This is a genomic window from Micromonospora sp. CNZ297 (assembly GCF_007827625.1).
In genome coordinates this window covers 120,220-134,927 of record NZ_VISU01000012.1, presented here as the reverse complement: position 1 = coordinate 134,927, position 14,708 = coordinate 120,220, and the positions used below count along the sequence as shown (strand labels likewise).

Here is a 14,708-nt window from a genome sequence, read left to right as displayed (position 1 = left end):
AGTCTCCGCGTGATCGAGATCGTCACCGAGGTCGACCTGTTCCACCCGCCCGCCCGGACCTGGCGGGCGCTCACGGAACGCGCGCTGCTGGCCAAGTGGTTCGCCGACAGCGCGCCCGGGTCCGAGAGGTGGATCCTCGCCACCGCCGCGCTGCCCGGCTACGACGGCGACACCGAGGTGGAGACCGTCGAGCTGCGCGCGCCGGACCGGCTGGTGGTCCGCTGCCGGGAGACCGGCCGGGCCACCCGGCTCGCCTGCGACCTGACCCCCACCGCGCACGGCACCCGGCTGTCCGTGCGGGAGGTGCTCGAAGAGGGCGACTGGGACGCCGACGCCCGCGCCGAGCAGCACGAGCAGGCGGTCACCGGACGGCTGCCCGCGATCCTCGACTGGCTGGCGTTCCAGAACGTCGACCTGCGTCGCGCCGAGGGCGGCCTGACCGCCGAACTGCCTGTGGTCCGGCTGCTCGGCGACGAGAAGCGCCGCCCCGGGCGGCGCCGGGTGCTGCTGGCAGCCGGCACGGTGACGCTGATCGCCGCCGCGGCCGGGGCCACGGTGTGGGCCACCGCCGACGAGCCGCCCGCGCCGGCCGCGCCGACGCCCACGACCTCGCTGGTGATGCCGTCCAGCGCCACGCCGTCGGCCCGGCCCACGACCGCGCGGCCCACGCCCAGTGCCAGCCGCCGCAGCGCGTCGCCCTCGCCGACGCCGTCACCCACCCCCAGCCGTACGCCGAGCGCGACGCCCTCGACGGTGGCGGCGGCACCGCTGACCGCCACCTACGAGACGGTCACCGACCGGGTCTTCGGCTACCGGGGCGAGGTGGTGCTGCGCAATCCCGGCCCGTCACCGCGTCCGGGCTGGACGGTCACCGTGACGCTGCACGACGGCGCCACAGTGGGCAGCGTGAGCGGGGCCGAGGCCACCCAGGACGGCACCGTGGTCACGTTCACCGGTGGGGCGTTGCCGGGCGGCGAGTCAGCCACCATCCGGTTCGACGTCCGCGACCCGGACCCCCAGCACGACTCCCCCGCGGCGTGCACCGCCGACAACACCCCCTGCACCCCCGCCTGACCCCTCCCTCTCCCCCTCCCGTCCGCGCCCTTGAAGCGCGTCGATCATGAGGTTAGACCGCGGGTTTGTCCGCATTGAGGGCGGTCAACTTCATGATCGACTCAGGCTGACCCGGACGGACAGTGCGCAGGCGCGCGTGGATGGGCGCGGGGGCTGATTCGGTGGGTGCGGAAATGAGTTGTTGAGTGCGTGGGAGCGCTCCCGTAACATCCCTGACGCGGCTGTTAACGCTCACAACACAATCGCCACCGCCAATGCCAGAGCCGCTGCCCCCGCAGGAGGTCAATTCATGTCCAGATCCAGGTCAGTCAATGCCATATGGGCATCGGCCGGCGCCGCGCTGCTGGCGTCGGCGTCGGTCGCCGTAGCGCTGCCCGCCGGAGCCGCCGCCGCGGGCTGCTCGGTCAACTACGCGATCTCGTCGCAGTGGCAGGGCGGCTTCGGCGCCAACGTCACCATCACGAACCTGGGCGACCCGGTGTCGAGCTGGACGCTGACGTGGTCGTTCGGCGCCGGGCAGACGGTGACCCAGTCGTGGAACACCGAGCTGACCCAGAGCGGAGCCGCTGTGACCGCCCGCAACGTCAGCTACAACGGGTCGATCCCGACCAACGGCAACACGTCATTCGGCTTCAACGGCTCCTGGGGCAGCAGCAACCCGGTGCCGACCAGCTTCGCGCTCAACGGGGTGACCTGCACCGGCGGCACCACGCCGACGAGCGGCCCGACCGGCTCGCCCACCACGGCCCCACCGACCACGGCACCGCCCACGACCCCGCCGCCGGGCGGGACGTGCAACCTGCCGTCGTCGTACCGGTGGTCCTCGACCGGTGCTCTGGCGCAGCCGCGCTCGGGCTGGGTGTCGTTGAAGGACTTCACAGTCGTGCCCTACAACGGCCGGCACCTGGTCTACGCCACCACCCATGACACCGGAACGCGGTGGGGGTCGATGAACTTCGGGTTGTTCTCGAACTGGTCGGAGATGGCCTCCGCGTCGCAGAACGCGATGTCGTCGGGGACTGTGGCACCCACCCTGTTCTACTTCGCGCCGCGCAACATCTGGGTGCTGGCCTACCAGTGGGGACCGACCGCGTTCTCCTACCGCACCTCGACCAACCCGACCAACCCGAACGGGTGGTCGTCGGCGCAGCCGCTGTTCACCGGCAGCATCTCCGGTTCCGGCACCGGCCCGATCGACCAGACCCTGATCGCCGACGACCAGAACATGTACCTGTTTTTCGCCGGTGACAACGGCAAGATCTACCGCTCCAGCATGCCCCTGGGCAACTTCCCCGGCAGCTTCGGCTCCACCTACACCACCATCATGTCGGACTCGACGAACAACCTGTTCGAAGCCGTGCAGGTCTACAAGCTCCAGGGCCAGACCCGCTACCTGATGATCGTCGAGGCGATCGGCTCCCAGGGCCGCTACTTCCGCTCCTTCACCGCCACCAGCCTCAACGGATCCTGGACCCCGCAGGCCGCCACCGAGTCCAACCCGTTCGCCGGCAAGGCCAACAGCGGCGCCACCTGGACCAACGACATCAGCCACGGCGAACTCATCCGCACCACCGCCGACCAGACCTTCACCGTCGACCCCTGCAACCTCCAACTGCTCTACCAAGGCCGCTCCCCCAACTCCGGCGGCGACTACGGCCTCCTGCCCTACCGACCCGGACTACTCACCCTCCAGCGCTGAGCCGGCCGATCGAGAAGAGAGAGGTCCGATGAGAAGGCACAAGACGACCCGTACCGCGGTGTTCTCGGCCGGGGCCGTCCTGCTGGCGTCGACAGCGGTGGCCGCGGCGCTGCCGGCCGGGGCGGCAGCCGCCGGCTGCGCGGTCACCTACGCCGTGTCGTCGCAGTGGCAGGGCGGCTTCGGCGCGAACGTCACGGTCACCAACCTCGGTGACCCGGTCAACGGCTGGACGCTCACCTGGTCCTACGCCGCCGGCCAGACAGTCACCCAGGCGTGGAACGCCACAGTGACCCAGAGCGGAGCGGCGGTCAGCGCCCGCAACGTCGACTACAACGGGTCCATCCCCACCAACGGCAACACGTCGTTCGGCTTCAACGGGGCCTGGACCAGCAGCAACCCCGCTCCGACCAGCTTCGCGCTCAACGGGGTGACCTGCACCGGTGGCACGACGACACCGACCACGTCGCCGTCCACCTCCCCGACGAGTTCGCCGACCACCTCGCCCAGCAGCCCGCCGCCCACCGGGGCGGCGGACATCACCGTCAACACCGCCAGCCGCTACCAGACCATCGACGGGTTCGGCGCCGCGGTGTCGATCTGGGGCGGCGCCTGGTCGACGGCGGAGACGCAGACGCTCGTCGGGCTCGGTCCCAACCAGCTCGGCCTGTCCATCGTGCGTACCGGCGTCTCGCCGGTGTCCGGCGAGTGGGGCACCCAGGTCAGCGCGCTGCGGACGGCGAAGTCGTACGGGTCGAACGTGAAGATCATGGCGTCGCCGTGGACCGCCCCGGCGGCCTGGAAGACGAACAACAGCCGGATCAACGGCGGCAAGCTGCGCACCGACTACTACGACGACTACGCCGGCCACCTCAACAGCTACGTCCAGTACATGCGCAACCAGGGCGTGACGATCGACGTCACGTCAGTGCAGAACGAGCCGGACTGGCACCCGGACTACGACTCGATGGACTGGAGCGGCACCGAACTCCAGACCTTCGTGCGGGAGCAGGGCGCCAAGGTGCAGAACACCAAGCTGATGGTCGCCGAGGCGGTGAACCTGAACTACGGCTACACCGACCCGACGCTCAACGACGCGGCGGCCCGCAACAACATCGGCTACATCGGCGGTCACCTGTACGGCACCGAGGCGTCCGGCCGGCTGAAGCCGTACACGCTGGCGCAGCAGTACAACAAGCCGGTGTGGATGACCGAGTGGAACCTGCACGAGGCCGACGGCAGCGGCTCGAACATCTGGGGCAACCCGGCCAACGCCACGGTCTGGAACGAGACGCTCGACGACATCATGCGCACCGTGCACAAGTCGATGGAGTCGAACTGGAGCGCGTACGTCTGGTGGTACGGCAAGCGCTACTACTCGTTCATCGGTGACGGCGAGTCCGCGTACGGCACCGTGGCGGGCGCGCCGCTCAAGCGCGGGTACGCGTTCTCGCAGTACGCGAAGTACGTGCGGCCCGGCTACCAGCGGGTCGCCCTGACCAAGAGCTCCAAGGCGTCGCCGCTGGAGGTGACCGCCTACTCCGGCGACGGGAAGGTCACGCTGGTCATCCTCAACCGGTCCACGAGCGCGGTGAACAACGCGATCATCCAGGCGCCGCAGAACGTGAGCCGGGCGGAGTACGTGGCCACGTCGCAGAACGCCAGCGCGGCGAGCCAGCCGGTGGGCGTGAACGGCAACCAGGTGACGGTGAACGTCGGCGCGCGGAGCATCTCCACCGTCGTGCTCACCCTCTGACCGGCGACACGCACGAGGGCGGGGGCGGCCGGATCGGCCGCCCCCGCTCGTCGCGCCTGCTAACTGGCGTACGTCTCGAACTCGCCGACTCTCGGCGTACCGCCGGAGCTGTTGATCTTGAAGTTGATCTTCTTCAGCGAGGTCGCGCCGAAGGTGATCTGGCCGGCCCCGCTGCCGGAGGCGAGCACCGCGCCGGTGTCGTTGTTGACGAGCTGCCACGACCCGATCGAACCCGAGGTGCCGGACGGCTCGCGGATGACCACGCGGGACACAGTGGTGGCCGAGCCCCACTTGATCGAGACGGTGCCGGTCGACCCGGACGGCGACCAGTACGTGCTCAGGTTGCCGTCGCGCACGTTGCCGTAGCTGGTGCCGTCAGCCTTGCTGGACCCGTCCGCGCCGGCGCCGGAGACCAGGCTCAGGTTGGTCCCGCCGGACGGCGGCGGGGTGGTCGTCCCGGGCGGCGGCGTGGTGGGGGCGGGCGTGGTCGGCCCCGGCGTGGTGGGGGGCGGGGACTGCGGCGTGCAGTTGCCGTCGGAGACCCGCAGGCCGGTGTTCGCGCCCGCCGTCTGCCGCACGATGTCCGGCACGCAGCTCGCCGCGTCGAGCCGGTACGAGTACGGGACGCTCACTGTGGTCGTGGACGTCACGTTCGGACCCGCCGGGTAGTTGTCGCTCCCGGGCGAGGACCAGGTCACGTTGTCGAAGATGTTGCCGCTGACCTGCCAGGTGCCGCGCTCGCTGGTGTAGAACGTGCCGAGCACGTCCTTGGAGTTGCGGAAGTAGTTGTTGTCCACCTTGGCCCGCGCCCCGGCCCGGGAGTTGATGCCCGACTCGTGCAGCCCGGTGTAGTGGTTGTTGAACATGTGGGCGATGCCGCCGCGCAGCAGCGGCGTACGGGAGTCGATGTTCTCGTACAGGTTGTGCTCGAACGTGATGTAGCCGTTGCCGCGGTCGCTCTCGCTGGAGCCGATGAGGCCGCCGCGGCCGGAGTTGCGCAGGATGCTGTACGACAGCGTCACGTACTGGGTGTCGTCCTTCATGTCGAACAGGCCGTCGTAGCCCTCCGACTCCCCGCCGGACGCCTCGAGCGTGACGTGGTCGACCCACACGTTGCGGACGCTGCTCTCCATGCCGATCGCGTCGCCGCCGTTGGAGGTGGGCGAGCCCGACTTCTTGACGTTCCGCACCGTCACGTTCCGGATGATGATGTTGCGGGAGTCGCGGATGTGGATGCCGAGCTGGTCGAAGACGGCGCCGCTGCCCACCCCGATGATGGTGACGTTGCTGATCTGCTTCAGCTCGATCACGCCGTCCGCGGTGTTGCAGCTCGATCCGGAGACCTTGCTGGTGTTGCCGTGGTTGATGGTCCCGGTCACCTCGATGATGATCGGGGTGCTGCTGCTGGCCCGGCCGCAGAGCGCGGCGTGGATGGCGGTGCCGGTGGTGGCGCGTACGGTCTGCCCGCCCGCGCCGCCGGTGGTGCCGCCGTTCTGGGTGGCGTAGCCGGTGGCGCTGCCGGCCGCCGCCGACGCCTGCGGGGACGGCAGCACCACGGCGACGGCGATACCCACGACCGCCGTGGCCAGTGCCGCGTGGAGTCGCAGCGCGACTGGTCTTCTCATGTCGCCTCATTCCTTTTTCGAGCATGCGGGAATTGCCGCCGAGCAGCGGCAGTCACCGAATGGGAATAATGAGGAGCCGCGACGCGATCAGGCGCGCCGCCAGCGAATGTCGTTCATCTGCGATGCCCGGCCCGCAAATGAAACATCGATGTAACGCAATCGTATGAAAGCGCTTTCCAGGAAGGCAAGGCCTGGCGTTTGCAGGTTTTTTGCACTACTCCGGGCGGCCGGAGGCCGCGGACGCCTTCTTGACGGGACGCGCGATCGATGGTTGCCTGCACCTCACCCTGGAGATCGACGTTCGTCTACTTCCCGCCCCCACGAGGAGCGCCATGCCCCATCCCCGCACGACCCCGCCGGCCGCTGTCGCCGGCGCGCTCGCCGCCGTCCTGGCCGTCTCCCCGGCGCCCGCCGCACCCCCGGCTGAACCGACGGCCACCGGCAACACGTGGAGCGCCGACATCACAGTCGTCGACGCCGACGACGTCGGCGTCCGCTGGACCGGCGCCGGACTGCGCCTCGCCGACACGGCGGGCCGACCGGCCGCCCAGCGCCGGCAGACGGCCGGGGGCATGCTCGTCACCGCGCCCCACCCGCTCGCCGCGCCGGCCAACCGGGTCCGGGCCGACGTCGACGCGACCCCCGGCACCGGCGGCGCCGTCGAGGTGGCGGCGCGCGGCTGGCGATCGGGCGCGTGGACCGAGTGGCGGTCCGTCTCCGCCGAGGCCGTCTTCGACCAGCCGGTCACGCGGGTCCAGGTCCGGGTGGCCCTCACCGCCGAACGGCCGTCCGCCGCGCCCACAGTGCGCGCGGTCCGGCTCGTCGCCGACTCGGTCGTCGCCGTCACGGCCGCGACCCCGGGCCTCACCTACCGGGTGTACGCCACGCGGGAGGGACTGGTCGGCGGCACCACCGCCAACGGGCACGTGATCGTCTCGCGGGACCACTTCGTCGCGCTGCCGTCGGCCCGCGGCCTCGCGCCGAAGAACACCGGCGACTACACCGTGCGGGTCTGCACCACCACCCGCAGCCGCTGCGAGTACGCGCCGGTCTGGGACATCGGACCGTGGAACACCAGGGACGACTACTGGAACCCCAGCGGTGTCCGGGAGATGTGGAAGGACCTGCCGCAGGGCCGGCCCGAGGCGCAGGCGGCGTACCAGAGCGGCTACAACGGCGGCCGGGACCAGTTCGGGCGCGTGGTGGCCAGCCCGGCCGGCATCGACCTCGCCGACGGCACGTTCTGGGACGGTCTGCTGCTCACCGACAACGCCTGGGTCGACGTCGCCTACCTCTGGACCGGCACCGGCACCCGGGGCCGGATCGGCAGCGGCCCGCTCAACATCCGGTCCGGCCCCAGCACGAGCAATCCCGTCGTCGGCCTGGCCGCCACCTACGCCAACGTGCCGATCGAGTGCTCGGTCACCGGCCAGTCGGTGAGCGGCCCGTACCGGACCACCAGCCAGTGGAACCGCCTCGCGTCAGGACACTTCGTCAGCCACGCATACGTCTCCGGCGTGACCGGCACGATCGCGGCCTGCTGAGGCCGGCTCGCCCGGGGTGGGCCGGCCCGCTGAGGCCGGCTCGCCCAGGGTGGGCGCCGGTGTGGCGCCGCCCCGGGTGCGCTGGATGAGCACGACGCAGGCGAGCACCGCGCCCGCCACCACCAGCGCGCCGGGCGTGACCGCCTCACCGAGCAGCACCGCGGACCAGATCAGCGTGAGCACCGGCTGGACGAGCTGGATCTGGCCCACCTTGGCGATGCCGCCCCGGGCCAGCCCGGCGTACCAGGCGAAGAAGCCGAGGAACATCGACACCGCTGTGAGATAGCCGAACCCGGTCCAGGCGGCGACGCCGCCCTGCGGGCGATGGAGAAGCGCGGCCACCACCGTGACCGGCACCGTGACCGGGAGCGACAGCAGCAACGCCCAGCAGATCGTCCGGGCGCCGCCGAGGTCGCGGGCCAGCCGGCCGCCCTCGGCGTACCCGAGGCCGCAGAGCACCACGGCGGCGAGCAGGAACAGGTCGGCGAGCGACAGCGTCCCCCGCATCGAGCCGCTCGCGGCCAGGAACGCGAGCACCAGCGCCAGGCCGGCGGCACCGGCGATCCAGAACAGCGGCGGCGGCCGCTCGCCCGCACGCAGCACCGCGAAGACGGCGGTCATGGCGGGCAGCACCGTGACGACCACGGCACCGTGCGCTGACGTCTGCGTGGTGAGCGCCAGCGAGGTGAACAGCGGGAAGCCGACCACGACGCCGAGCGCGACGATCGACAGCCGTCGCCACTGGTCCCGGGTGGGGCGCGGCGCGCCGGTCAGCCGCAGGTAGGCCCACGCGAGCAGCGCCGCGCCCACGGCCCGTCCGAACGCGACGAACCAGGGGTCCAGTGTGTGCACCGCGACGCGGGTGGCCGGCAGCGACATGCTGAAGGCCAGCACGCCCAGCGCGCCGAGGGCGATCCCGGCGCCCGGTCTCACCGTTATCGTGGTCGAGGCGGTAGCGCTACTCTGTGCCGTCATGAACGATGGTAGCGCTATCGACCGTGTGGTCCGGCATCTGGGTGCGCTGGCGGCCGACGCCGCGCCCGGCACGCGGCTGCCGTCGGTGCGGGAGCTGACCACGCACCATCACGTCTCCCCCGTGACGGTCGCCGAGGCGACCCGGCGGCTCGTCGCGGACGGGCTGGTCGAGACCCGGCCGGGCCGCGGCGCGTACGTGGCCACCCGGCGCGCCGGCCCTCCGCGGGCGGACCTGTCGTGGCAGACAGTCGCGCTCGGCTCGCGGCGGGGCGGCGAGGACGAGATGCAGGCGCTGCTGGCGTTACCGCCCTCGGGTGCGATCCCGCTGACCGGAGGCTATCTGGACCCTGATCTGCAGCCGGCCGCCGCGCTCGGTGCGGCGCTCGCCCGCGCGGCCCGGCAGCCGGCCGCGTGGCAGCGCGGTCCGGTCGAGGGACGCGCCGACCTGCGCGCCTGGTTCGCCCGCGAAGCGGGCGGCGGCCTGCGCGCCGAGGACATGGTCATCTGCCCAGGTGGGCAGGCAGCGCTCTCCTCCACGCTGCGGGCGCTCACCATCCCCGGCGACACGATCCTGGTCGAGTCCCCCACCTACCTGGGCGCGCTCGCCGCCGCGCGCGCCGCCGGGCTGCGGGTGGTGCCCGTGCCCGCCGACGCCGACGGGGTACGCCCGGACCAGCTCGCCGCCGCGTTCGCCCGTACCGGCGCCCGCGTGTTCTACTGCCAGCCCTTGTACGCCAACCCGCACGGCGCGACACTGGCCGCCGCCAGGCGCGGCGAGGTGGCCGAGGCGGTGCGCGGGGCCGGGGCGTTCCTGGTCGAGGACGACTACGCCCGCGACCTCACCGTCGACGGCGACGCCCCGCCTCCGCTGGCCGCGGACGACCCGGACGGGCACGTCGTCTACCTGCGCTCGCTGACCAAGTCCACAGCGCCCGGCCTGCGGATCGCCGCGATCGGCGCGCGCGGGCCGGCCGGGGCACGGCTGCGCGCCGCCCGCCTGCTCGACGACCTCTTCGTGGCCGGGCCGCTGCAACAGGCCGCGCTGGAGTTCCTCACCGCGCCGGCCTGGGACCGGCACCGCCGCAGCCTGCGCGTCCAGCTGCGGGCCCGCCGGGAGGCTCTGCTCGCCGCGCTGGACCGGCACCTGCCGTCGCTGACACCGCGCGACGTCCCGCGCGGTGGACTGCACCTGTGGGTACGGCTGCCCGACAACACCGACGACGTAGCGGTGACCACTGCGGCCGCGGCAGCGGGGGTGACCGTCTTCCCCGGCCGCCCCTGGTACGCCGCCGAACCCCCCGCCCCGCACCTGCGCCTGACGTACGCCGCCGCCCCGCCCGAGCAGATGGACGAGGCCATCCGCCGCCTCTCCACAGCCCTCCCTCACTGACCGCGGCAGCTGACGCCGCCGCTCGACCCCGCCCCCGCGCGCCCCGCCCCGCCCCACGCCCGCGATCTTGCAGCTTGGTGCCCCTCATAGCAGGAGTAATCCGGCATCACGGGGGCCGAAAGTGCAAGATCGCGGGGCGGAAGGGGCGGGGCGAGGGGCGAGGGCGGGGCGGGGGTCAGTTGCGGGTGATGGTGAAGGTTGTTGTGGTGTTCTTGATGTCCTGGGCGTTGTCGGTCAGGCGGAGGTTGGTGAAGGTCGCCGCGCCGACCGCGGGGCCCTGACCCGCCTCGGGCATCTCGTTGACCCAGATGCCGAAGCCGGACTTCGCGTCGAACGCGTCACCGCTGCGCCGCGCCCCCGAGATCGACACGTTCGTCAGCACCGTGTCGGTGATCGGGTTCTCCGGCTGACTGCCGTTGTACTTGGTCTGGAACATGATCCCCGAGTACGTCGGATCGACGATGTCCACGTCGGTCACCCGGATGCCGCGGAACTCCTTCGACGCGGAGAACAACCACATCGCCGGGAACGTCTGCGCGCCCCAGAAGTGCCCGCCGGACCGGATCAGCGAGATGTTCTCGAACCGGGTGGGCGGGCTGGCGCCGAACCCGACGAACGGATAGCCGAAGTCCAGCGAGCTGATCGTGATGCCCGAGTACGTGAGCTGGTCGGCGATGTACAGGTTGCGGAACACGTTGTCGTAGCCGCCGTACACGGCCAGCCCCGCCGCCCGCCAGGTGAGCGTGGCGGTCAGGTTCTCGAACACGTTGCCGTGGTTGCCGCCTGACGCGCCCTGGTCGGTGGCGGAGAACAGCGCGAACGCGTCGTCGCCGTTGGAGCGGCCCTCCGAGTTGGTGACCAGGTTGTTGGTGCTGCCGTTCGTCATGTTCACCGCGTCGGCGAAGGTGTTGCGGAACCGGCTGTCCCGGATGGTCAACCCGTCCACGCTCACCCCCCAGTACGCGCAGACCGTGTGCTCCACCCAGACGCTGTCCAGCGTCAGGTCGTCCACGTCCTTCAGTTCGCCCCACACCTTGCCGGGCCCGTCGATCCGGTTCGTGTAGTTGCCGAAGAACGCCAGGTGGGCGAACGTCGACCCGCTCGCCGAGGACTCGACCCGGAAACCGGCGTCGGTGTTCTGCTGGTTGCGCGGCGTCTGGAACCGGGTGAACCACATGCCGGCGCCGACGACCTTCACCGCCTTGCCGTACACCTGGAACTTCTGCGCCGTCTCGTACGTGCCGGCGGGCAGGTAGACGCCGACCAGGGTGCCGGTGGTGTCCATCCGGACCGCGTCGAGCGCGTTCTGCACATCGGCGTGGCTGAACCCGGTCGGCACCTTGTAGCGGGCCGGGTCGGGGTTCGCGCGCGGCGACACCAGTTCGGTGTCGACGAAGTCGATCGCGTACGTGGTGGTGTTCGCCGGGTCCTTCTGGAGCCGGATCCGGCTGCCGGCCGGGACCGTGGTGTCGAGCAGCACGTTCGCCTCGTCGTACAGGTGCCGGGGCGCGCCGGCGCTCGGCGAGTCGCTCGGCCCGGCCTCGGCGCCGTAGAGCCAGATGTGCTTGGAGGTGAGGCTCATCGGCTTGTGCAGCACGCCGTTGACGTAGATGTTGATGGTCGAGTCGATCCCGCCGCCGCCCGGCGCGTCCGGAATGGAGAAGCGGGCGACCAGGGCGTTGGCCGCCGAGCGGGTGGTCCACTCGACGTACGCGCCGGTGGTGTTCAGTGTGACCGCGCGGCGGCCGGACGCCTCTCCGGCGAGGTCGCCGATGGTGCGGTTCGGCCCGATCACCTGCGCGCCGCCGCCGGTCGCGCCGTCCTCGGCCTCGTACGCGTCGTACGGCAGGTTGGCCCCGCGGCCGACGAACAGCGCCCGGTCGCTGGTGTTGTTCTGCCGCTTGACAGGCAGCTCGTTGGCGTCGTCGGCGAGCACCACCCGCACCGTGTACCGGCCGTTGGCGGCGGTCCAGGTGCCGAGCGACACCGGTCCGGCGGTGGCACCGGCGGCGATCGTGCCGCTGTACGAGCCGGTGAGCGTGCGGACCACCGCGCCGGACTGGTCGCGCACCGTCAGCGTGATGCCGTGCGCACCGCTCGCCGACGCGATCGTGCCCTGGTTGCGCAGCGTCACCGCGAAGGAGACGCTCGCGCCGGCGCTCGGCGTGGCGGGTGACCAGGTGACGGCGGAGGCGACCAGGTCGGAGCTGGCGACCGGGCTCACAGTCAGCGGGGTCGGGCTGGTGTAGGAGTTGTTCGCCTCGTTCTGCTCGATCACCGTGTTCGACTCGTCGACTTTCGCGGTGAGCGGGTAGCTGCCGGCGTCGCGTACGCCGATGGCCGCCGAGACGGTGCTCGACGCGCCCGCGGCGAGCGCGCCGACGGCGGCGGTGCCGACCTTCGTCGTACCCAGGTAGAGGGTGACGGTGGTGGCGGCGGAGGCCGCGGTGCCGGCGTTGCGCACGGTGGCGGACAGCGTGATCGTGTCGGTCTCCACCGGCGCGGACGGCGACGCGGTGACGGCCGTGACGGTGAGGTCCGGGTTGGGCGCCGGAACGCCGATGACCTGGAGTTCGGCGACCTGCCCGTTGGAGGAGCCGGAGTTCGCGGTGAACTGGAGCCGGACGTCGGCGGCGGTCGCGGAGACCGGGACGGTCACCGTGTTGGCGCTGTTCGGGTTGAAGGAGTACGTCGCGGAGCCGGCCAGGCTGGTGAACCCGGACGCGGACTGTTCCCGGCCGAGCACCTGGAACGTCTGGGTGCGCGCGCCCCACGCCGGGTCCGGGTTCAGCTTCACGACGACCGCGCTGATGCTCGCGTTGGCACCGAGCGCGACGGTGAGCGTGCTCGGGTACGCGCCGGGCGCGCCCTCCCAGTACGTGGAGACGTCGTTGTCGACGGCGTTCGCGGCGGCGAACACGTGCACCATCGACGACGCGGTGGCGGGCTTGCCGACCGCCAGGTTGGTGCCGCCGGTGCCGCTGCCGGTGCGGGTGACGGTGTTGCTGTTCGCCGACACGTTCCCGGCGGCGTCGCGGGCCCGCACGTGGTACGAGACGGTGGCGCTGTCCGGCTGGCTGTCGGTGTACGTGAGCGTGGAGCCGCTCACCGTGGTGCGCAGCGTGCCGTTGGCGTACACCTCGTAGCCGGTGACGCCCACGTTGTCCGTGGACGCGGTCCAGGTCAACCGGATCTGCCCGCTCGCCGGCTGGGTGTAGGCGAGGCTGCCGGGCGCTGTGGGCGCGACCGTGTCCCCGGTGTTGCCGGTCCGGGTCACCGTGGTGCTGTTCGCCGACACGTTCCCTGCTGCGTCCCCCGCCCGCACGTAGTAGGAGATGGTGGTCCCGGCCGGCTGCGTGTCGGTGTACGTCAGCGTCGACCCGCCGACGCTCGTGCGCAGCACACCGTTGGCGTACACGTCGTAGCCGGTGACGCCGACGTTGTCGGTGGACGCGGTCCAGGTCAGCCGCACCTGGTCGGTGGCGGGCTCGGTGAACGCGAGGTTGCCCGGCGCGCTCGGCGCCTGGGTGTCGCCGCTGGCCGGGCCGTAGATCTCCAGCTCGGCGAGCTGCCCGGCGGGCCAGGCGCTGTTCGCGGTGAACAGCAGCCGCACGTACCGGGTGGACGCGGTGGGCACTGTGACAGTCACGGTGTTGCCGCCGCCCGGGTCGAACGCGTACGAGGCGGACCCGACGAGCGTGCCGAACGTGGAGCCGTTCGTGCTGCCCTGCACGGTGATCGTCTGGGTGCGCGCGCCCCAGCCGGACGGCAGCCGCAGCACCAGCCGGTTGACGCCGGTGGCGGCGCCCAGGTCGGCCTGGATCCACTGCGGGAACGCGTTGTTCGGGCTCTCCCAGTAGGTGGCCGCGTTGCCGTCGTTGGCGTTGCCCGCGCCGTACACGTCGGCGTGGCCGCTCTCGGTCATGGTCCGGCCGAGCGCCAGGTTGGTCGAGGAGGTGGCCGCGCCGTACACCTCCAGCTCGGCGAGCTGCGCCGCCGCCCAGCCGGTGTTCGCGGTGATCACGACCCGCAGGTAGCGGGCGTCGGTGGCGGTGAAGCCGAGCGTCACGGTGTTGCCGGCGGCCGGGCTGAACGTGCGGGCGGCGGACGCGACGACAGTGGTGAAGCCGCTGCCGTCGGCGCTTGCCTGCACGGACAGTGTCTGGTTGCGCGCCTCCCAGGCGGCCGGGAGCTTCAGCACGACCTGGTCGACGGCGCGGCTGGTTCCCAGGTCGACCTGCGCCCACTGGGGCAGCGCGCCGCTGCTCTCCCAGTAGCTGCCCTGGTTGCCGTCGGTCAGGTTGGCCGCGACGTAGGGGCCGTTGACGCTGCTGGCGGTGGCGGTGCGCCCGGCGGCGAGGTTCGGGCCGCCGGCGGCGAGTGCCGGTGGGGCGGGGGCCGCGGTGACGACCAGGCCGACCGCGGCGAGCACCGCGACGATTCCGGTACGGAGTCTGGACATGGTGGACGGACACCTTCTTCCCGGGGGAGGTGGAGAGGCGTTCGGGGGTGGGGGTGCGGTGGCGGGGGGGGGGGCGGGGCGGGCCCCCCCCCCCCCCGGGGGGGAGGCCCCCCCCCCCCCCGAACACACAAGGCCGGCCCCCCCCCCCGCGGTGGGGGGGAGGGACTCCCCGCCACACCACCGGGC

At 71.9% G+C, this 14,708-nt stretch carries 8 protein-coding genes; 5 read left to right on the top strand and 3 right to left on the bottom strand.

Going from position 1 to position 14,708, the window contains the following annotated elements:
* Nucleotides 1–9: 9 nt before the first annotated feature.
* The 3 genes from FB454_RS21370 (at nt 10) to FB454_RS21360 (ending at nt 4,526) form a co-directional block, all read left to right on the top strand.
* Nucleotides 10–1,074, top strand: a complete 1,065-nt coding sequence (locus FB454_RS21370; protein ID WP_030272475.1) for an SRPBCC domain-containing protein — start codon at nt 10–12, stop codon at nt 1,072–1,074.
* A gap of 289 nt (nt 1,075–1,363) precedes the next feature.
* Nucleotides 1,364–2,773 (top strand): non-reducing end alpha-L-arabinofuranosidase family hydrolase, encoded by a 1,410-nt coding sequence (locus tag FB454_RS21365; protein WP_145755350.1) that lies wholly within the window; start codon nt 1,364–1,366, stop codon nt 2,771–2,773.
* 28 nt (nt 2,774–2,801) lie between these two features.
* Nucleotides 2,802–4,526: a cellulose binding domain-containing protein gene (locus FB454_RS21360; RefSeq protein WP_145823339.1), complete on the top strand. Its 1,725-nt coding sequence runs from the start codon at nt 2,802–2,804 to the stop codon at nt 4,524–4,526.
* 59 nt (nt 4,527–4,585) lie between these two features.
* On the opposite strand, the gene FB454_RS21355 is transcribed toward FB454_RS21360, so the two are convergent.
* A complete protein-coding gene (locus FB454_RS21355) occupies nt 4,586–6,151 on the bottom strand; it encodes a pectate lyase family protein (RefSeq protein ID WP_145823338.1) in 1,566 nt (521 codons plus the stop codon).
* Nucleotides 6,152–6,483: 332 nt separating this feature from the next.
* On the opposite strand from FB454_RS21355, the gene FB454_RS21350 reads away from it, so the two are divergent.
* Complete coding sequence (locus FB454_RS21350; RefSeq protein WP_145823337.1) at nt 6,484–7,695, top strand: hypothetical protein; 1,212 nt, start codon at nt 6,484–6,486, stop codon at nt 7,693–7,695.
* Here the strand turns inward: FB454_RS21350 and FB454_RS21345 are convergent.
* The gene (locus FB454_RS21345; RefSeq protein ID WP_145823336.1) at nt 7,633–8,628 is read right to left on the bottom strand and encodes a DMT family transporter; all 996 of its coding nucleotides are present in this window, start codon (nt 8,626–8,628) and stop codon (nt 7,633–7,635) included. The genes FB454_RS21350 and FB454_RS21345 overlap by 63 nt on opposite strands.
* A 40-nt stretch (nt 8,629–8,668) precedes the next feature.
* Between FB454_RS21345 and FB454_RS21340 the strand changes: the two genes are divergently transcribed.
* Complete coding sequence (locus FB454_RS21340; protein ID WP_145823335.1) at nt 8,669–10,060, top strand: aminotransferase-like domain-containing protein; 1,392 nt, start codon at nt 8,669–8,671, stop codon at nt 10,058–10,060.
* A 175-nt stretch (nt 10,061–10,235) separates the two neighbouring features.
* Here the strand turns inward: FB454_RS21340 and FB454_RS21335 are convergent, their stop codons facing one another.
* A complete protein-coding gene (locus FB454_RS21335) occupies nt 10,236–14,522 on the bottom strand; it encodes a discoidin domain-containing protein (protein WP_145823334.1) in 4,287 nt (1,428 codons plus the stop codon).
* Nucleotides 14,523–14,708: the final 186 nt, after the last annotated feature.